The organism is Paracoccus zhouxuedongae, from assembly GCF_041927815.1.
Taxonomy (GTDB): domain Bacteria; phylum Pseudomonadota; class Alphaproteobacteria; order Rhodobacterales; family Rhodobacteraceae; genus Paracoccus.
The window spans coordinates 20,019-37,907 of the sequence record NZ_JBHFHM010000009.1 but is presented as its reverse complement, the minus strand read 5'-3'; the positions used below and the strand labels follow the sequence as shown (position 1 = coordinate 37,907).

The following is a 17,889-nucleotide window of genomic DNA, read 5'->3' as shown; positions in this document are numbered from 1 at the left end:
CGTCGCGAAGATCAGCCGCTGCGTGCCGCGACCTGGGCCAGGCACCAGTCAAACAGCGATTGGCCGTCATGCGGCAGTTCCTGCGCGAGGTCACCGACGAAGTCCAGAAAGGCGGGCACCGCCTCGGCGCTGACCTTGATGATGACCGGCAGGTCGGCCTCGATGGCCTGGGCGATGACCGGACGCAGGCCGCCGCCCTCGGCCTCGTGCTTGCCGAACTTGTTCAGCACGACCAGATCGCGGCTGGCACTGGCGCGGGCCAGATCGGCGGCGATCAGTCCGACGGCGCGCTCCAGCCCGTCGCTGTCCAGCCGACAGCCGCGCGCCTCGACCCCCCGCATCTGCGAGATGCGGATCACCGGGTCGCCAGCGTGATCGGGCGACAACAACCGCAGGTCCATATGCAGGCAGGGGCTGTGCGGCCCGGCCTGATTGTGCTGCACCGCCCCCGACAGCCGCAGTCCCTGCGCCTGCAAACGCCCCGCCAGATCGGCCAGCAACGCGTCATCCCCGCGCCCGGCGGCCCGGATAAAGCCCAGCATGTCGCCCCCTTTCGCAATCTTTGGCCGGTGCAGTGCCACGATCCCGCGTCAAGGCCAAGCCCCGCGCGCCGAATGTGCCGATGTGGCGCAGGGCGCCGTGCGCCCGTGCTGGGCTGCCGGACCTCTCACCCGCAGCACCGCTGATCCCGCGTCACGCGCCCTAGGCCCGCAGATGCCCCGCCAAGGCCTCGATCGCCAAGGCATAGCCCTGCGCGCCAAAGCCGCAGATCATCCCCAAAGCCACGCGCGAGATATAGGAATGGTGGCGAAAGGTCTCGCGCTTGTGGATGTTGGACAGATGCACCTCGGCCACCGGCAGGGCGACCCCGGACAGCGCGTCCATCAAGGCCACCGAGGTATGCGTATAGGCGCCCGCGTTCAGCACGATGCCGTCATGCTGGCCACGCGCGGCATGGATGGCGTCGATCAGCGCCCCCTCATGGTTCGATTGCAGGCAGGTGATCCCCAGGTTCAGCCGGTCGCCCGTGTCCCGGCATAGCTGCTCGACATCGGCCAGCGTAACCGACCCGTAGATTCCCGGCTCGCGCGTGCCCAGAAGGTTCAGATTGGGGCCGTTCAGCACCAGAATCGACAGCCGTTCGGGGGCAGTCGCGGATGGCTGGGTCATGGCGGTCTCCGTTGGGCGGCAGGCGGTTGTGACCAGATTGCCCCGCCGCTGCCGCGCTGTCCACCGTTCAGCCGTGGAAGGGGGTCAGCTGTTGTCCTGACGCACGATGTCCTCGATCAAAACGTCACTGACGCTGTCACCCAGCAAGGGCCGCGATACCTCGGCCAGGGTGGCGCGCAGCGTATCCAGCTTGCTGCGGTCGGTGAAGGTGCCGTCGAACCCCCCAGCGTTCGCGTGATCGAACATCACCCGAAGGAATGTGTCGCGCAGCTTCGGCTCGACCGCGAAGACCTTTTCCTTGCTGCCACCATCAACCTCAAGGCTGATCGACAGGATCACCATCGACGCGACACGCCCGCCACTGATCAGGGGCACGATGAACTGGTTGTTCAGCTTGACATATTCCTTGGTCCCGCCCTCGGCGGGGGGGGAATGTGCATCGGTTGGCGCGGCCTCGTGGCCACCCTCGGGGGCGCCATGGGCATCGGCGGCGGCAGCCGGTGCGCCATGCGCATCGGTCGCGGCCTCGGCCTCCGGGGCGGCGGGGCTGTGCAGGAACCAGCCCCCCGCCGCGCCGCCGATCAGCGCGATCAAACCGATCAGAACAGGCAACAGCTTCTTCATCACAGCCCCCTAGAACGGCAGGACGATATCAGCGACCTGCTGGCCAAGCCGGGGCTGCTGGACATCTGTGATCTGCCCTCGCCCGCCATAAGAGATGCGCGCCCCGGCGATCTTGTCATAGGTGACCTCATTTTGGCGGCTGATGTCGTTGGGGCGGACGAAGCCGGTGACCAGCAGTTCGCGGACCTCGAAGTTCACACGCACCTCCTGGCTCCCTTCGATCCGCAAGACACCGTTCGGCATCACCTCGGTCACGGTGGCGGCGACGCGCAGTTCCAGCTTTTCGCGGCGCGACGTCGAGCCGTTCCCCTTGAAGGTCGAGGCCGAGTTGGTCTTGACCGCCGGGTTCAGCGAGGCCCCGGCCGGCAATTCGCTGGCAATCCGCTGCGGGATACCCAGCATCGAGGGGATGCCCATGCTTTCCGATCCGCTGCGGTTGCGCCCCGAGGTGTTCGACATTTCGGCGCGCTCATCGATTTCGACCACCACGGTCAGGATGTCGCCGCGTTGCGCCGCGCGCCTGTCACCCAGCAGCGAGGCCTGCGCGCCTGTCCAGAGCGAGGCCGGATCGGCATCGGGCGCGTCCCCCGGCAGCGGCTGCGGCACCGCCATGGCGACGTAATCGCGGCCGGTTTCGACCGGCGTCATGCCGGGCGTGTCGCCCACCGATTGCAGGCGTTGGCAGGCCGGCAGGGCCAGCAGGATCATCAGAAAGGGGGTCAAACGCATGGTTACCTCGGATCAGGGAAGGACGTTCAGCGTGCCATCCGGGCCGATCACGGCCTGGACGGTGCTGTGGGACAGGGTGTTCATGACGCGCACGGTGTCGCCCGCGCCGCCGCGACCAAGGGCGCGCCCCTCGGCGGTGATGGTCAGGCCGCCCCGGCGATAGGTCAGGGCGACGATCTGGTTGCGGTCGACCATCGTCGGGCTGCGCAGATCCTCGGCCCGGATCGGGCGGCCGGCATAGACGGCGACACGGGTTTCCAGGCCGATAGCCTGCGCGGGATCGCTCAGCGCGCCGGGCTGTGCGGCGGTGCCGGGGCCGATATCCTCGGCGGTGATCGTGATGCCCGCGCGCAGCATGTGACGCGCGACAAGTGCAGGTGGCGGCTCGGCCGCAGCCTGACTGGCCAGGCCGATCAGCAGGATGACAAGCGACCACATTAGCGCACCTGCACCGTGGCGCCCAGCATCTGATCGGCAGCGGTGATGACCTTGGCGTTCAGCTCATACCCGCGTTGGGCCTTGATCAGCTCTGTCACCTCGCGCACCGGGTCGACGGCGCTTTCCTCGAGATAGCCCTGGCGCAAGGTGCCCAGCCCATTCTCGCCCGGCATGGCGACATTGGGCGGCCCCGATGCGGCGGTTTCCAGGAACAGGTTGCCGCCCGTCGCCTCAAGCCCCTTTTCGTTGGAAAACCCCGCCAGCGAGATCTGGCCCAGCAATTCGGCCTCGGTGCGGTCATTGTAATAGACGTAAACCTGCCCCTCTGCATTGATCGCGACGGATCGGACGTCATTCGGGATCGTGATGCCCGGCATCACCGTGAACCCCTCGGAGGTGACGATCTGACCCTCGGGAGAGCGTTTCAGCGCGCCGTCGCGGGTATAGGCCGACCGGCCCGACGGCAGGCTGACCTCCAGATAGCCCTGACCGTCGATGGCCAGATCCAGATCGCCATTGGTCGGCAGAAGCGTGCCCTGCGCCAGGCTGACCGTCACCGCGGTCGGCCGCACGCCCAGGCCCATCTGCACCCCGGCGGGCAGCACGGTGCCGTCGCTGGCGGTGATGCTGCCGGGGCGGGTGACCTGCTGGTAATGCAGATCCGCGAACTCGGCCCGGCGGGCGTTGTAGCCGGTGGTCGACATGTTCGCCAGGTTGTTCGAGATCACCTCGACCCGGCTTTGCTGGGCGGCCATGCCGGTCGCCGCGATCTGAAGGGCACGCATGGGGGAACCTATCGGATGAGGGTGGAAATGGCGGTCTTGATGCGGTTGTCCTCACGATCAAGGAAGGTCTGGCCCATTTCATAGGCGCGCTGGACCTCGATCATGCGGGCGATTTCGGTGACGGGGTTCACGTTTGAATCCTCCAGCGCGCCCTGCATCAGGCGGCTCTCCTCGACCGGCTCAAGCTCGCCCTGAAAGGCAAAGCGGGTGCCGCCCTCATGGGTCAGGCTGTTGGCGTCGGCGGGCTGCACCGCGCCCAGTTGCGCCACCGGCTGACCATCGGCAGACAGCGTGCCGTCACCGGACAGATGGATGTTCGTCGCGCCGGGGGGGACGTTCACAGGCGCGCCGCCGCCGTCCAGCAGGCGCGCGCCGTCCGGGGTCATCAGCTCGCCCTCGGGGGTCGGGATGAAGCTGCCGGCGCGGGTCAGCAGGCGGCGGTCACCGGCCTGCACCTGAAAAAAGCCCTCGCCCTCGATGGCGAAATCGAAGGTGCCGCCGGTGGTGGTCAGCCCGCCCTGGCTGAGGTCGATGACGCGGCCGCGCGCGGTGGCCATCGACAGCGAGGGTGCGTCGCGATCCAGGGCCGCGACATGTTCGGCAAAGACCATGCCCTCGCGCCGAAAACCGCCGGTCGAGACGTTGGCGATGTTGTTCGCCACCGCTTGCATCTCGCGCATCAGGCCCGACTGCCGGGTCAGCGTGGCATAGATCGCATTGTCCATGGCCTAGACCCCCAGGATCGCCGGGATCACCCGGTCGTTGAAAAAGGTCAGCAAGGCCTCGGACATGAAGCTCATCGAGACCCAGAACACGACCAGCATGGCCCCCACCTTTGGCACGAAGGTCAGCGTCATTTCCTGGACCGAGGTCAGCGCTTGGATCAGGCCAATTGCCAGACCGGCAATCAGCGCCACCGCCAACAGCGGTGCCGAGGCGATCACCGCGACCCATAGGGCTTCGCGCAGAGTGTCGAAGAAAATCGCCTGGTCGTGCATGGTTACACCGGCATCCGAAGGATTTCCTGATAGGCCTCAACCACCTTGTCGCGCAGCGTAACGGCGGTTTCGACGGCCAGTTCGGTCTGGGCCAGGGCCTGCACCAAGGCGTGCGGATCGGCGCCGGTGGTCATCGCCTGACGCGCCTGTGCCTCGGCCTGACCCAGCGATTGCACATAGCTTTCGACAAAGCTGCCCGCTGTGGGGCGCTGTGGCTGAGGTTCGGGCCGCGCGGCGGACCGGGCCTGGCCATATCCTTGGGTGGCGATCGATGTGCGAATATCCATGTCCTAGCCCCCTAGCGCCGCAAAAGATCCAGCAGCGAGCTGGCCATCTGTCGTGTCTGGTCGAACATTTTCAGGTTGGCCTCATAGCTGCGCTGCGCCTCACGCGCGTCGGCAATCTCGACCACCAGATCGACGTTGGATCCGTCGTGATAGCCCTCGGCATCAGCCATCGGATGCGAGGGGTCATAAATCCGCGGCAGTGTGCTGCGGTCCAGCGTGACCCGCCCCAGCTCGACCGCGCCGGTCGTCTGGCCCTGATCCAGCGACGCCTCGAAGCTGGTCAGCTTGCGGCGATAGCCGGGCGTATCGACATTGGCGATATTTTCCGACACATGCCGCAGCCGCCCGGCCTGCGCCGTCATGCCGGATGCCGAAATCGACAGTGATGTGGTAAAGTCGCTCATCCCCGGCCCCCTTATCTGCGGCCAAGGCTGCTGCGCAAAATGCCCAGCGAGGATTTGTAGATCGCCAGCGCCAGATCATGTTCGCGGCGCGCGGCGACGGATTTCACCATCTCATCCTCAAGCGAGACGGCATTGCCGTTGGGCGACATCGCGTTGCGCGTGACCTGCGCCGTCAGGTCGACCTGGCCGGGGCTGGTGCCCAGATGGCCGGGCCGGGTCTGCCGCAACGCGCCGCCCGCGCCCTGATAGCTGTCGGCGAAATCGGCCAGATCGCGCGCCAGATAGCCGGGCGTGTCGGCATTGGCGGTGTTCTGGGCCGCCACGTCCTGCCGGGCCGCGGCGTGGCGGGCCATGGCCTGAGACATGTTGAACAGTTCAATTTTATCGAACATCGAGGTTTCTCCTCTGCGCCTTCAACCAAGCCTTAACGTCGAATGGTTTAGAAACCCTTTCGATGGATCAGAAAGGTTCGGGGATGGATGAACTGGCGGCATTGGCGGGCGAGATCAGCGGGCTAAGCGCGATGCGTATATGGGGGCGGATCTATGCCATTCTGGGCGGGACCGTTGAAATAAAAGGACTTTCCGATCATGCGGCGATCGGGGATCGAGTGCTGATCGTGACCGGCTCTGGCCGTCGCATCGGGGCCGAGGTGGTGGCTCTGCGCGACCGAATCACCACTGTCCTGCCCGAGGGCAGCGCCGATGGCGTGGCCGTCGGCAATCGCGCACGGCTGATCGGCGCGCTTGAGATTGCGCCGCACGATTCGTGGATCGGGCGCATTCTTGACCCCTCGGCGCGCCCGCTGGACGGGCAGCCGCTGCGTCGGGGCGGGATGGCGCGCCCGCTGCGGGCCAGTCCGCCGCCCGCAGCCACGCGTCAGCGCCTGGGCGCGCGGCTGGATACCGGGCTGGCGGTGTTCAACACGCTTTTGCCGCTGGTGCGTGGTCAGCGGATCGGGCTTTTCGCGGGTTCGGGGGTCGGCAAGTCATCCCTTCTGGCACAGATGGCGCGCGGGCTGACCGCCGATCTGGTGGTGATCGCGCTGGTGGGTGAACGGGGGCGCGAACTGCGCGAATTCGTGGAAACCGTGCTTGGGCCCGAGGGGATGCGGAGGGCGATTGTCGTGGTTGCGACCTCGGATCAGCCGGCGCTGGTGCGGCGGCGCTGCGCGCTGACGGCGATCACCATTGCCGAGCATTTCCGCGACAGGGGCCTGCATGTGCTGTTCCTGGCCGATTCCGTCACCCGCTTCGCCGAGGCGCATCGCGAAATCGCCGTCGCCGGTGGCGAGGCGCCCAGCCTGCGCGGCTATCCGCCGTCCACGTCAGGAGCCATCATGACGCTGGCCGAGCGGACCGGGCCGGGGCCGGAGGGGGCGGGCGACATTACCGCGGTCTTCACCGTGCTGGTCGCCGGGTCGGACATGGATGAACCGGTGGCCGACATCCTGCGCGGCACGCTGGATGGCCATGTGGTGATGGACCGCGCCATTGCCGAACGCGGGCGCTTTCCGGCGATCGACGTGCTGCGGTCTGTATCGCGGTCGCTGCCGGGGGCGGCGAGTGATGCGGAAAACGCGCTGATCGCACAGGCCCGGCGGCTGCTGGGGGCCTATGCCGGGGCGGAGATGATGGTGCGCGCAGGGCTTTACACGCCGGGCGCCGATCCGGTGGTGGATCGCGCCATCGCCGTCTGGCCGGCGCTGGATGCCTTTGTCGGGGAAAGCGGCGATGTCGCAGCCAGTTTCGCGCGCCTTGCCGAATGTCTGGGCGAACCGGGATGAGCCGATCCTTGTGCGTTCTGCGGCTTCTGATCGGGCGGGCGGCGCTGCTTTTCGGGCGTCGCTCAGGCGCGGCGCGCCACGGCGATGCCCAGCACCTCAAGCACCTTGGCCTCGATCTGCGGGGCGTTCATGCCCGACAGCGCATACATGTCGTCGGGCGACATGTGGTCGATGAAAGTGTCGGGCAGGACCATGCTGCGGAAGGTCAGGCCACGATCGAACAGGCCCTCATCGGACAAAAGCTGCGCGACATGGCTGCCAAAGCCGCCGATGCTGCCCTCCTCGACGCAGATCAGCGCCTCATGCCCATGCGCCAGGCGCAGGATCAGGTCGCGGTCCAGCGGCTTGGCAAAACGGGCATCGGCGACGGTCGGGGCCAGCCCGCGTGCGGCCAAGGATTCCCGCGCCTTCAGCACCTCGGCCAGCCGGGTGCCAAAGGACAAAATCGCGACCCGCCCGCCCTCGGCGACGATGCGACCGCGACCGATTTCCAGCGGGATGCCCTGTTCCGGGCGCTCGACCCCGGTGCCATCGCCGCGCGGATAGCGAAAGGCGATGGGGCCGTCGTCATGGGCGGCAGCCGTGGCGACCATATGGACCAACTCGGCCTCATCCGCGGCGGCCATCACCACCATGCCCGGCAGGTTGGCCAGAAAGGCGATGTCATAGGCCCCCGCATGGGTCGCCCCATCCGCACCGACAAGGCCAGCCCGGTCGATGGCAAAGCGCACGGGCAGACGCTGAATCGCCACATCATGCACGACCTGATCATAGCCGCGCTGCAAGAAGGTCGAATAAAGCGCGCAAAAGGGCTTCATCCCGCCCGCCGCAAGACCGGCGCTAAACGTCACGGCGTGCTGTTCGGCGATGCCCACATCGAAACACCGGCGCGGAAAGCGTTCGGCAAACAGGTTCAGACCCGTGCCATCGGGCATCGCGGCCGTCACCGCCACGATCTTGTCGTCCCGTTCGGCCTGGGCCACCAGGCTTTCCGCAAACACGCGGGTATAGGACGGCGCGTTCGATTTCGCCTTGGCCTGTTCGCCGGTCAGCACGTTGAACTTGGCCGTGGCGTGGCCGCGGTCGGCCGCGCGTTCGGCGGGGGCATAGCCCTTGCCCTTTTGGGTGACGGCATGGATCAGCATCGGCCCGGTCGCCCGCGCCTTGACGGTGCGCAGCAGCGGCAACAGCTGGTCCAGGTCATGCCCGTCGACGGGGCCGACATAGGAAAAGCCCAGTTCCTCGAACAGGGTGCCGCCCAGGGTCATGCCCTTCAGCATTTCTTTCGCGCGACGCGCGCCCTGCTGCAACGGTGTCGGCAACAGGCCGACCGCGCCTTTGGCCGCCGCCTTCAGATCCTGAAACGGACCCTCGGTGTAAAGCCGCGTCAGATAGGACGACAGCGCCCCGGTCGGTGGGGCAATCGACATTTCGTTGTCATTCAGGATCACGAACAACCGTTTGCCCAGATGGCCGGCGTTGTTCAGCGCCTCAAACGCCATGCCCGCCGACATGGCGCCATCGCCGATCACCGCAATCGCATCACCCGGATCGCCGCCCAGTTCGCGCGCCATCGCAAAGCCAAGCGCGGCCGAGATCGAGGTGCTGGAATGGCCCGCGCCAAAGGGATCATAGGGGCTTTCGCTGCGCTTGGTGAAACCGGACAGGCCGTTTTTCATGCGCAGGCTGCGAATGCGATCCCGCCGCCCGGTCAGGATCTTGTGCGGATAGCACTGATGCCCGACGTCCCAGATGATCTTGTCGCGCGGCGTGTCAAAGACCGCGTGCAATGCGACGGTCAGTTCCACCACGCCCAGGCCCGCGCCCAGATGCCCGCCGGTCACGCTGACTGCGCTGATCGTTTCGGCCCGCAGTTCATGGGCGAGCTGCGCCAGTTCGCGGTCGGTCAGCGCCTTCAGATCCGACGGCAGCTTGACCCGATCCAGCATCGGGGTGCGGGGCCGGTCATCGGTTTGGGTGGGGGTCGGGTCGCTCATCGCTGCCGCCTGGGTTCAGTTCTGCCGGTCGATAACGAAGCGGGCCGCCTGTCGCAAGGCTGCCGCGTCCGCGCCAAAAGGGTCGAGTGCCGCCTGCGCCTGGTCGATCAGATCAGCGGCGCGACGGCGCGCCCCGTGCAAACCCAGAAGCGACACGAAAGTTGCCTTGCCGGCCTGGGCATCCTTGCCGACGCGCTTGCCGGTCGCGGCCTCGTCACCGGTGACGTCCAGAAGGTCGTCAGCGATCTGGAAGGCCAGCCCCAGGGCACGGGCATAGGCCGCCAGCGGCGCCGGGTCTGCACCCGCGATCACCGCCCCGGCGGTGGCGGCATATTCGATCAGCGCGCCGGTCTTGCCGGCCTGAAGCCGGGTGATCTGGTCGAGGTTCAGCGGCTGGGCCGCGGTTTCAGCGGCGATATCCAAGGCCTGCCCATAGACCATCCCGGCCGCGCCCGAGGCGCGCGCAAGCCCGGCCACCAGCGTGATCCGCCGCTCGGCCACGCCGATCACCGGGTCGGTCAGCAGATCAAATGCCAGGGTTTGCAGCGCGTCACCGGCCAGGATCGCGGTCGCCTGATCCCATTTGACATGCACGGTCGGCTGGCCGCGGCGAAGGTCGTCGTCATCCATCGCCGGCAGGTCGTCATGCACCAGGCTATAGGCGTGCAGGGCCTCGACCGAGGCGGCGACGGGCAGGGCAGCCGCAGGCGCGACCCCGTGCAGCGCCGCGCCCTCGATCACCAGAAAGGCGCGCAGGCGTTTGCCGCCCTGCACGGCATAGGCCATGGCATCGCGCAGATCGCCAGGCGGCAGGGGGGCGATGGCATCGCCCAGCGCGCCCTGCACCGCCTGTTGCGCCGCCGCCAGCCGGGCGGGAAACATCACAGACCCGTGACCGGGGTGGTGCCGGTCGGCTCGCCCGATTGCGACAGGGTGATCTTTTCCACCCGCTCCTCGGCCGCCTTCAGCTTGGCGTCGCAATGCGCCCGCAGCGCCGCGCCGCGTTCATACATGCGCAGCGAATCCTCAAGGCTGACATTGCCGTTTTCCAGATCGCGCACGACCTTTTCCAGCTCGGCCATCGCGGCCTCGAATGTCATCTGCGAAATCTCGGTCATTGGCCGCGCTCCATCAGGATCTGGACATGGCGGGCGACGCTTTCGCCCAAGCCGTCCAGATCATATCCGCCCTCCAAAGTCGAGACCACCCGCCCGCTACAGCAGTGATCCGCCAGGTCACAGATCGCGCCGGTCAGCCAGCCGAAATCGTCGGGCGTCCACTCTAGTTGCGCCAGCGGGTCGCGGGCTTCGGCGTCGAATCCGGCCGAGACGATCACCAGATCGGGGGCGAAATCGCGGGCATGGGCCAGGATGCCTTCCCAGGCCGCGCGCATTTCCGCGCCGCCTGATCCGGGCCGCAGGGGGGCGTTCATGATCTGGCCATGGGCGCCGGTCTCGGTGGCGCGGCCCGATCCCGGCCACAGCGGCGATTGGTGGCTGGACGCGAAAAAGGCGCGGGGTTCATCCCACAGCAGCGCCTGGGTGCCATTGCCGTGATGCACGTCGAAATCCAGCACCGCGACGCGGGCCAGGCCGTGATGATCCAGCGCGCGGCGGGCGGCGATGGCGGCGGTGCCGAACAGGCAAAAGCCCATCGGGGTCTCGGCCTCGGCATGGTGGCCGGGCGGGCGCATGGCGACAAAGGCGTTCGCCGCCTGACCGGCCAGCACTGCATCGACGGCGGCATTCGTGCCGCCGACAGCGCGCAGGGCGGCCTCGATCGAGCCATGCGACAGGTGGGTGTCGGCATCCAGTTGCGTCCAGCCGTCCTTCGGTTCGCTGTCGCGCAACCAGGCCAGATAGCGCGGCGGATGGCAGCGCAGCACCTCGGCATCGTCGGCAAGGGGCGCGCTGCGCCGGTCGAGCGCGGCGAAATCGGGGGCCGACAGGACGGCGTGGATGCGTTCCAGCCGGGCCACCCGTTCGGGGTGGCCGGGCGGGGTGACATGGTTCAGCCCGGCGGGGTGGGTCACAAGGATCGTGGTCATGCCGGTCAGGTTAGGGCCGCCATGGCCCGGCGGCAATCGCAATCAGACCGCGATATTGTCGATCAGCCGCACGCCGCCCAGCCAGGCCGCCACCAGCAGCCGTGCCGGGCCATCCAGCGCGGGCATCGGGTTCAGGCTGTGGGGTTCGCGCAGTTCCAGATATTCCACGCTATCAAAGCCCGCCGCCAGGATCGCCGCCCGCGCCTGATCCAACGCGGCATCCACCGCCACGCCGCGATGCATCGCCGCCGCAGCTTCCTGCATGGCCCGGTGCAGCGCCGATGCCGTCGCACGATCCGCCGCCGACAGCCGCTGATTGCGCGACGACATCGCCAGACCATCGGCCTCGCGCACCGTGTCGCAGCCGGTAACGGTGATCGGGATGTTCAGATCGCGCACCAGCCGCCGCACGATCTGCAATTGCTGCCAGTCCTTTTCGCCAAAGAACGCCCGGTCGGCCCCGGTCATCAGAAACAGCTTGGCGACCACCGTCGCCACGCCGTCGAAATGGCCGGGTCGATGCGCGCCGCACAAACCCTCGGACAGGCCGGCGACCGAGACGGTGGTGGCGAAGCCCTGCGGGTAGACCTCATCCACGCGGGGCACGAACAAGACATCGACCCCCAAGGGCGACAAGGCGGCCGAGTCGCTGTCCTCGGTGCGGGGATACTTCGCCAGATCCTCGGGGTTGTTGAACTGGCGCGGGTTCACGAACAGCGTGACGACCACCCGGTCGCAGGCAGCCTTGGCGCGGGCCACCAGCGACAGATGGCCGTCATGCAGCGCGCCCATGGTGGGAACGACCGCGACCGACTGACCGGCGGCCTTCCAGCCGGTCACGGTGGCGCGCAGGTCGTCGACGGTGCGGATGATTTTCATTTCGATCCTTTCGGCGTCTCGCCAAAGACATGTTCGGGGCCGGGAAAGCGGCGGGCGCGGACATCGGCGGCATAGGCGGCGACGGCCTGATCGGCGGCGGCACCCAGTTCGGCATAGCGTTTGACGAAGCTGGGGCGGAAATCGGTGAACAGGCCCAGCATGTCGTCGATCACAAGCACCTGCCCGTCGCAATCGGCGGATGCGCCGATGCCCACCGTCGGGATCGGCAGCGCGGCGGTGATGTCGCGGGCCAAGGCGTCGGGCACCTTTTCCAGCACCACGGCAAAGGCCCCGGCCTCGGCCACGGCGCGGGCGTCGGCGCGGATGCGGTCGGCGTCGCCGCCACGGCCCTGCACCTTGTAGCCGCCCAAGGTGTTCACCGCCTGCGGGGTCAGGCCGATATGGGCCATCACCGGCACGCCGCGCGCCACCAGAAAGGCGATGGTGGGGGCCATATGCGCGCCCCCCTCCAGCTTGACCGCGCCTGCGCCGGTGTCGCGCAGCACCGCCGAGGCGGTGGCAAAGGCCTGTTCGGGGCTTTCTTCGTAGCTGCCAAAGGGCAGGTCGATGACAACCAGTGCCCGGTCGCTGCCGCGCATCACCGCCTGGCCGTGCATCACCATCATCGGCACCGTCACCCCCAGCGTCGAGGGCAGGCCGTGCAGCACCATCCCCACGCTGTCACCGACCAGGATCAGGTCGCAATGCGCATCGGCAATCCGCGCGACCGGGGTGGTGTAGGCGGTCAGGCAGACGATCGGATCGGCGCCCTTGCGGCCGCGGATGTCCTGCGCGGTCAGGCGGCGGGTGGTGGCGGTGGCGCTCATCTGCTTCCTCCCTCAGGGGCAGTCCTGCGGGGTTCTTAGCCGCAGCGCAGCAAATGTGTGAATCCTTTGTGACGGCACAAGGGGGAAACGTCGGGTCGCCGCGGCCCCTCAGGCGGTCAGGCGCGACCCGTCATGGCCGGTGATCGGCAGGTGCATCAACGTGCCTTCGGGCATGTCGCGGTCAAAGGCGACTTCGGTGAAGAACTCGGTCCGGCCCAGGCGCGGGCCCTCGGTCAGGATGGCGCGGCTTTGGCCGATCTCGGCGGTCAGATGGGCGCGCAGCGCGGCATCGCCCTTGGCGCGCAGGCGGGCGGCGCGGTCCTTGATCGCCGCGCCATCGACCCGTGGCATCCGCGCGGCGGGCGTGCCCTTGCGCGCGCTGAAGGGGAACACATGCAGGAACGTCAGCCCGCAGTCATCGACCAGCCGCAGCGAGTTGTCGAACATCGCCTCGGTCTCGGTCGGGAAGCCGGCAATGATGTCGGCACCAAAGACAATGCCGGGGCGCAGCTTGCGGGCATCCTCGCAAAACCGGATGGCGTCGTCGCGCAGATGTCGGCGCTTCATCCGTTTCAGAATCATGTCGTCGCCCGCCTGCAAGGACAGGTGCAGATGCGGCATCAGGCGTGGCTCGCTGGCGATGGCCAGCATCAGATTGTCGTCAGCCTCGATACTGTCGATGCTGGAAATCCGCAGGCGCGGCAGGTCGGGCACAAGCCGCAGGATGCGCATGACCAGATCGCCCAGCCGCGGAGTGCCGGGTAGATCGGCCCCCCAACTGGTCAGGTCGACGCCGGTCAGCACCACCTCGGCAAAACCGCGATCCACCAGCCGCTTGATCTGGTCAACCACCACGCCCGCCGGAACGCTGCGCGAATTGCCGCGCCCGAAGGGGATGATGCAGAAGGTGCAGCGGTGATCGCAGCCGTTTTGCACCTGAACATAGGCGCGATGGCGGCCAAAGCCGTCGATCAGATGCCCTGCCGTTTCGCGCACCGACATGATGTCGTCGACGATCACCTTTTCGGTGTCGCCGATCAGGTCGGGGGTGAGGCTGGCCCAGGTTTCGGGGCGCATCTTTTCGGCGTTGCCGATGACGCGCGTCACCTCGGGCATAGCGGCGAAGGTGTCGGGTTCGGTCTGCGCGGCGCAGCCGGTGACGATGATCGGCGCGCCGGGATTGTCGCGGGCCAGGCGGCGGATGTCCTGACGGGCCTTGCGGACGGCCTCGGCCGTGACGGCGCAGGTGTTGACGATGACCGCGCCTTGCAGCCCGGCGGCCTCGGCCAGTTCCTTCATCGCCTCGGATTCATAGGCGTTCAGGCGACAGCCATGAGTGGAAAAGATCGGCGGGCTGGTCATATCGCCGCCAGCCAGTCAGGCGATAGTCGGCCGTCAAAGACCCGCGCCACCGGGCCGGTCATCCAGACGCCATCCTCGGCCCAGTCGATGTCCAGCCGACCGCCATCCAGATCCAGCGCGACGCGCCGCCCGGTCAGCCCGCGCAGATGCGCCGCAACGGCGGTGGCGCAAGCACCCGATCCGCAGGCCAGCGTCACGCCGGTGCCACGTTCCCAGACCCGCATCCGCAGATGGTCCGGTCCGATCACGCTGGCATATTCGACATTGGTGCGCGCCGGAAACAGCGGGTCATGTTCGACCTGCGGCCCCAGCGTGGTCAGCGCCACCGCCTCGGCATCGGGGACGAAATGCACGCAATGCGGATTGCCCATGCCGATCGCCACCGGATCGCCCGCCAGCGGCAGATGCAGCGGATCGACGGGCCGGGCCAGCGGCACCTGATCCCAGTCGATCTGCGGATGGCCCATGTTCACGCTGACCTGCCCATCCGCGCCGCGCCGCGCCGTCAGCATCCCGCGCTGCGTGACGAAGCGCACCGCATCCCGCCCCAGATCGCGCATCATCAGATCGGCCACACAGCGCGAGGCATTGCCGCAAGCCCCGGCCCGGCTGCCATCGCTGTTCCAGAAATCAAGCTGGTAATCCGCCTGGTCGCTGGGCCGGATCTCGGCCAGCTGATCAAATCCGACGCCGCGGTTGCGGTCGCCCAGCGCGGCGGCCAGGGCGGGATACACCACCGCCACCGCGCGGTCGCGCGAATCGATGATGACAAAATCATTGCCCGCGCCATGCATCTTGATGAAGGCCAGGCCAGAGGGGGAAGCGGCGGTGTTCATGCCGGGCTTTTACAGTGCCCGAAAAGATTCCGCCAGAAGCTGCCGATTTTGGTCTTGACCACCCCGGCACATGACCCTAGAGAGGCGCCCTGTGATGTGGGCCCGTAGCTCAGTTGGTAGAGCAACTGACTTTTAATCAGTGGGTCACAGGTTCGAATCCTGTCGGGCTCACCACTGACTTCCCCTGATAACTCAAGGCAGCAGTCAACCGCCATTGGCGGTCTGTTGTCGTTTTGCGTGGCCCGCCTGTCGCAGCCCCACGCCGGGTCGTGCCGGGCCTCGCATTTTTGTGAATAATTGACAGATAGACGCTTTGTTTCGTCAATAAATTAACAAAAAAATCGTTTTATAAAAATAAGTTGTGCGGATCATCAGACCTGATTAACTGGCGCCATGACAGTTTCGCGCGGGGCTTTGGCGCCGCAAGATTGTCGGTGGCGAGTTGTCTGGTTGGGGGCGGTCGGATCGGCGCGGCAGTGGCCGCCGCCTGTCCACCGCCCTTCCAGGCCCGCGCCGAATCACGCAGTGGCGGCCCCGACAGGGACCGTGACGCCGGGCAGCACCCGGTCGGGCCAGACGAAGGGGGAGGAGACCAGTTATGGCTTTGACGACTGACCGCATTCTTGCGGACCCGAACTATCAAAAGCTGCGTGCCACGCGGCTGCGGTTCGGTTGGCTTCTGACGATCATCATGCTGGTCGTCTATTACGGATTCATCACGCTGATCGCCTTTCGCAAGGATCTGTTGGCGGTGCCGCTGGGGCAGGGCGTGACCACCTGGGGCATTCCGATCGGCTTTGGCGTGATCGTCATCACCATTCTGCTGACCGCCGTCTATGTCCGTCGCGCCAACAGCGAGTTCGACGAACTGACCGACAAGATCAAATATGAGGCCCTGAAATGATGTCGGCGTCCAAGTTCCGCCCCCTGGCCGGGCTGGCCCTGCTGCTGACCGCGCCGAACGCGCTGTTCGCCGCTGGCGCGCTCGAGGGGGAGATTCAGCAGCAGGCGACCAACTGGACCGCGATCATCATGTTCGCGGTGTTCGTGGTCATGACCCTGTTCATCACCAAATGGGCCGCCAGCCGCACCAAATCGGCGGCGGATTTCTATACCGCCGGCGGCGGCATCACCGGGTTCCAGAACGGTCTGGCGATCGCGGGCGACTATATGTCGGCGGCCTCGTTCCTGGGGATTTCGGCGGCGGTGATGACCAGCGGCTTTGACGGGCTGATCTACTCGATCGGCTTTCTGGTCGGTTGGCCGATCCTGACCTTCCTGATGGCCGAGCGGCTGCGCAACCTGGGCAAGTTCACCTTTGCCGATGTGGCCGCCTTCCGTTTTGAACAGACGCCGGTGCGGATGTTTGCCGCGCTGTCAACGCTGGTCGTCGTCGCCTTCTACCTGATCGCGCAGATGGTCGGCGCGGGGCAGCTGATCAAGCTGCTGTTCGGGCTGGAATACTGGATGGCGGTGGTCATCGTCGGCGCGCTGATGATGGTCTACGTGCTGTTCGGCGGCATGACCGCGACCACCTGGGTTCAGATCATCAAGGCCTGCCTGCTGCTGGGCGGGGCCAGCTTCATGGCCTTCATGGTGATGACGCATTTCGGCTTCAGCTTTGAACAGCTGTTCGCGGAATCGGTGCGGGTGAAATCCGAAATCGCCACCGCCGCGGGCAAGACGCCCGAGGAGGCCGCATCCGCCGGTCTGTCGATCATGGGCCCGGGCACCTTTGTGAAAGACCCGATTTCGGCGATCAGCTTCGGCATGGCGCTGATGTTCGGGACCGCCGGTCTGCCGCATATCCTCATGCGCTTCTTCACCGTTCCCTCGGCCAAAGAGGCCCGCAAATCGGTGATGTGGGCGACCGTCTGGATCGGCTATTTCTACATGCTGACCTTCATCATCGGCTTTGGTGCGATCGTGTTCGTGCTGACCAATCCGAACTTCCTTGAGATCAAGGACGGCGTGACCGGGCTGATCGGCGGCAACAACATGGCCGCTGTGCATCTGGCGAATGCGGCTGGCGGCAACCTGTTCCTGGGCTTCATTTCGGCCGTGGCCTTTGCGACCATCCTGGCGGTGGTGGCGGGGCTGACGCTGTCGGGCGCCTCGGCGGTGTCGCATGACCTGTATTCGACGGTTATCAAGAAGGGCCAGGCAGACAGCGCGTCGGAGCTGCGCGTGTCGCGCATCACGACCCTGGCGCTGGGTGTGGTTGCGGTCGTGCTGGGCATCGCCTTTGAAAAGCAGAACATCGCCTTCATGGTGTCGCTGGCCTTCGCGATTGCCGCCTCGGCCAACTTCCCGGTGCTGTTCCTGTCGCTTCTGTGGAAGGGCATGACCACCCGTGGCGCGGTGATCGGCGGCCTCTTGGGGCTGGTGTCCTCGGTGGTGCTGACGGTGCTGTCCCCCTCGGTGTGGGAGGCGACGCTGGGCTTTGAAAAAGGCTCGGCCCCGTTCCCCTATACCTCGCCCGCGCTGTTCTCGATGACGCTGGCCTTTGTCGGGATCTGGCTGTTCTCGATCACCGACAGCAGCAAGCGCGCGGCGGTGGATCGGGCGGGCTTCATCCCGCAGCAGATCCGGTCGGAAACCGGCATCGGCGCGGCCGAAGCCTCAAGCCACTGACCGCCGTCTGATCGGCCCATGGCCCGGTCCCCGCGATGGGGGCCGGGCTTTTTCATGCCGCGCGGCAGGGCAATGATATTTTTCTT

General features: G+C 66.8%; 22 protein-coding genes and 1 tRNA gene. 4 read left to right on the top strand and 19 right to left on the bottom strand.

The window, feature by feature from the left end; all coding sequences use genetic code 11:
- Window positions 1–11: 11 nt before the first annotated feature.
- The 11 genes from ACEYYA_RS11575 to ACEYYA_RS11525 form a co-directional block, all read right to left on the bottom strand.
- The gene (locus ACEYYA_RS11575) at window positions 12–542 is read right to left on the bottom strand and encodes a DUF2478 domain-containing protein (protein ID WP_374800769.1); all 531 of its coding nucleotides are present in this window, start codon (window positions 540–542) and stop codon (window positions 12–14) included.
- Between the two features lie 160 nt (window positions 543–702).
- A complete protein-coding gene (aroQ, locus tag ACEYYA_RS11570) occupies window positions 703–1,170 on the bottom strand; it encodes a type II 3-dehydroquinate dehydratase (protein ID WP_374800767.1) in 468 nt (155 codons plus the stop codon).
- An 84-nt stretch (window positions 1,171–1,254) separates the two neighbouring features.
- Window positions 1,255–1,794, bottom strand: a complete 540-nt coding sequence (locus ACEYYA_RS11565; protein WP_374800765.1) for a flagellar basal body-associated FliL family protein — start codon at window positions 1,792–1,794, stop codon at window positions 1,255–1,257.
- Window positions 1,795–1,803: 9 nt separating this feature from the next.
- The gene (gene flgH / locus ACEYYA_RS11560) at window positions 1,804–2,523 is read right to left on the bottom strand and encodes a flagellar basal body L-ring protein FlgH (RefSeq protein ID WP_374800763.1); all 720 of its coding nucleotides are present in this window, start codon (window positions 2,521–2,523) and stop codon (window positions 1,804–1,806) included.
- Between the two features lie 12 nt (window positions 2,524–2,535).
- Entirely contained in the window at window positions 2,536–2,961 is a 426-nt protein-coding gene (flgA, locus tag ACEYYA_RS11555; RefSeq protein WP_374800761.1) for a flagellar basal body P-ring formation chaperone FlgA, read from the bottom strand.
- Window positions 2,961–3,746 (bottom strand): flagellar basal-body rod protein FlgG, encoded by a 786-nt coding sequence (flgG, locus tag ACEYYA_RS11550; protein WP_374800759.1) that lies wholly within the window; start codon window positions 3,744–3,746, stop codon window positions 2,961–2,963. Before flgG ends, flgA begins: the two co-directional genes overlap by 1 nt.
- 8 nt (window positions 3,747–3,754) lie before the next feature.
- Entirely contained in the window at window positions 3,755–4,471 is a 717-nt protein-coding gene (locus tag ACEYYA_RS11545) for a flagellar hook-basal body complex protein (protein ID WP_374800757.1), read from the bottom strand.
- 3 nt (window positions 4,472–4,474) lie between these two features.
- Window positions 4,475–4,744 carry a flagellar biosynthetic protein FliQ gene (locus ACEYYA_RS11540; RefSeq protein WP_374800755.1) on the bottom strand — a complete coding sequence of 90 codons (270 nt, stop codon included), beginning with the start codon at window positions 4,742–4,744 and terminating at the stop codon, window positions 4,475–4,477.
- A 2-nt stretch (window positions 4,745–4,746) separates the two neighbouring features.
- On the bottom strand, window positions 4,747–5,031 hold the full coding sequence (fliE, locus tag ACEYYA_RS11535) for a flagellar hook-basal body complex protein FliE (RefSeq protein WP_374800753.1): 285 nt from the start codon (window positions 5,029–5,031) through the stop codon (window positions 4,747–4,749).
- Window positions 5,032–5,042: 11 nt separating this feature from the next.
- Window positions 5,043–5,435: a flagellar basal body rod protein FlgC gene (gene flgC, locus ACEYYA_RS11530; RefSeq protein ID WP_374800751.1), complete on the bottom strand. Its 393-nt coding sequence runs from the start codon at window positions 5,433–5,435 to the stop codon at window positions 5,043–5,045.
- Window positions 5,436–5,446: 11 nt separating this feature from the next.
- Window positions 5,447–5,827 (bottom strand): FlgB family protein, encoded by a 381-nt coding sequence (locus ACEYYA_RS11525; RefSeq protein WP_374800749.1) that lies wholly within the window; start codon window positions 5,825–5,827, stop codon window positions 5,447–5,449.
- Window positions 5,828–5,889: 62 nt separating this feature from the next.
- Here ACEYYA_RS11525 and ACEYYA_RS11520 point away from each other — a divergent pair, with 62 nt between their 5' ends.
- Window positions 5,890–7,221, top strand: coding sequence for a FliI/YscN family ATPase (locus ACEYYA_RS11520; protein ID WP_374800747.1), 1,332 nt, complete (start codon window positions 5,890–5,892; stop codon window positions 7,219–7,221).
- Window positions 7,222–7,283: 62 nt separating this feature from the next.
- On the opposite strand, the gene dxs is transcribed toward ACEYYA_RS11520, so the two are convergent.
- The 8 genes from dxs to dapF form a co-directional block, all read right to left on the bottom strand.
- Window positions 7,284–9,218, bottom strand: coding sequence for a 1-deoxy-D-xylulose-5-phosphate synthase (gene dxs, locus ACEYYA_RS11515; RefSeq protein ID WP_374800745.1), 1,935 nt, complete (start codon window positions 9,216–9,218; stop codon window positions 7,284–7,286).
- A 15-nt stretch (window positions 9,219–9,233) separates the two neighbouring features.
- Window positions 9,234–10,100, bottom strand: coding sequence for a polyprenyl synthetase family protein (locus tag ACEYYA_RS11510; RefSeq protein WP_374800743.1), 867 nt, complete (start codon window positions 10,098–10,100; stop codon window positions 9,234–9,236).
- Window positions 10,100–10,336 carry an exodeoxyribonuclease VII small subunit gene (locus ACEYYA_RS11505; RefSeq protein ID WP_374800741.1) on the bottom strand — a complete coding sequence of 79 codons (237 nt, stop codon included), beginning with the start codon at window positions 10,334–10,336 and terminating at the stop codon, window positions 10,100–10,102. The genes ACEYYA_RS11510 and ACEYYA_RS11505 overlap by 1 nt, the downstream gene beginning before the upstream one ends.
- Window positions 10,333–11,265 (bottom strand): histone deacetylase family protein, encoded by a 933-nt coding sequence (locus tag ACEYYA_RS11500; protein ID WP_374800739.1) that lies wholly within the window; start codon window positions 11,263–11,265, stop codon window positions 10,333–10,335. The genes ACEYYA_RS11505 and ACEYYA_RS11500 overlap by 4 nt, the downstream gene beginning before the upstream one ends.
- Window positions 11,266–11,307: 42 nt before the next feature.
- On the bottom strand, window positions 11,308–12,144 hold the full coding sequence (panC, locus tag ACEYYA_RS11495; RefSeq protein ID WP_374800736.1) for a pantoate--beta-alanine ligase: 837 nt from the start codon (window positions 12,142–12,144) through the stop codon (window positions 11,308–11,310).
- Window positions 12,141–12,971, bottom strand: coding sequence for a 3-methyl-2-oxobutanoate hydroxymethyltransferase (gene panB, locus ACEYYA_RS11490; protein WP_374800734.1), 831 nt, complete (start codon window positions 12,969–12,971; stop codon window positions 12,141–12,143). Before panB ends, panC begins: the two co-directional genes overlap by 4 nt.
- Before the next feature lie 108 nt (window positions 12,972–13,079).
- Window positions 13,080–14,333 carry a tRNA (N(6)-L-threonylcarbamoyladenosine(37)-C(2))-methylthiotransferase MtaB gene (gene mtaB, locus ACEYYA_RS11485; RefSeq protein WP_374800732.1) on the bottom strand — a complete coding sequence of 418 codons (1,254 nt, stop codon included), beginning with the start codon at window positions 14,331–14,333 and terminating at the stop codon, window positions 13,080–13,082.
- Window positions 14,330–15,169: a diaminopimelate epimerase gene (gene dapF / locus ACEYYA_RS11480; RefSeq protein ID WP_374800730.1), complete on the bottom strand. Its 840-nt coding sequence runs from the start codon at window positions 15,167–15,169 to the stop codon at window positions 14,330–14,332. Before dapF ends, mtaB begins: the two co-directional genes overlap by 4 nt.
- 98 nt (window positions 15,170–15,267) lie before the next feature.
- Between dapF and ACEYYA_RS11475 the strand changes: the two genes are divergently transcribed.
- From ACEYYA_RS11475 to ACEYYA_RS11465, 3 genes are all read left to right on the top strand, one after another.
- Window positions 15,268–15,343 (top strand) — tRNA-Lys (locus tag ACEYYA_RS11475).
- A 424-nt stretch (window positions 15,344–15,767) separates the two neighbouring features.
- Window positions 15,768–16,073: a DUF485 domain-containing protein gene (locus ACEYYA_RS11470; protein ID WP_374800728.1), complete on the top strand. Its 306-nt coding sequence runs from the start codon at window positions 15,768–15,770 to the stop codon at window positions 16,071–16,073.
- Window positions 16,070–17,803, top strand: coding sequence for a cation acetate symporter (locus tag ACEYYA_RS11465; protein WP_374800726.1), 1,734 nt, complete (start codon window positions 16,070–16,072; stop codon window positions 17,801–17,803). The genes ACEYYA_RS11470 and ACEYYA_RS11465 overlap by 4 nt, the downstream gene beginning before the upstream one ends.
- Window positions 17,804–17,889: the final 86 nt, after the last annotated feature.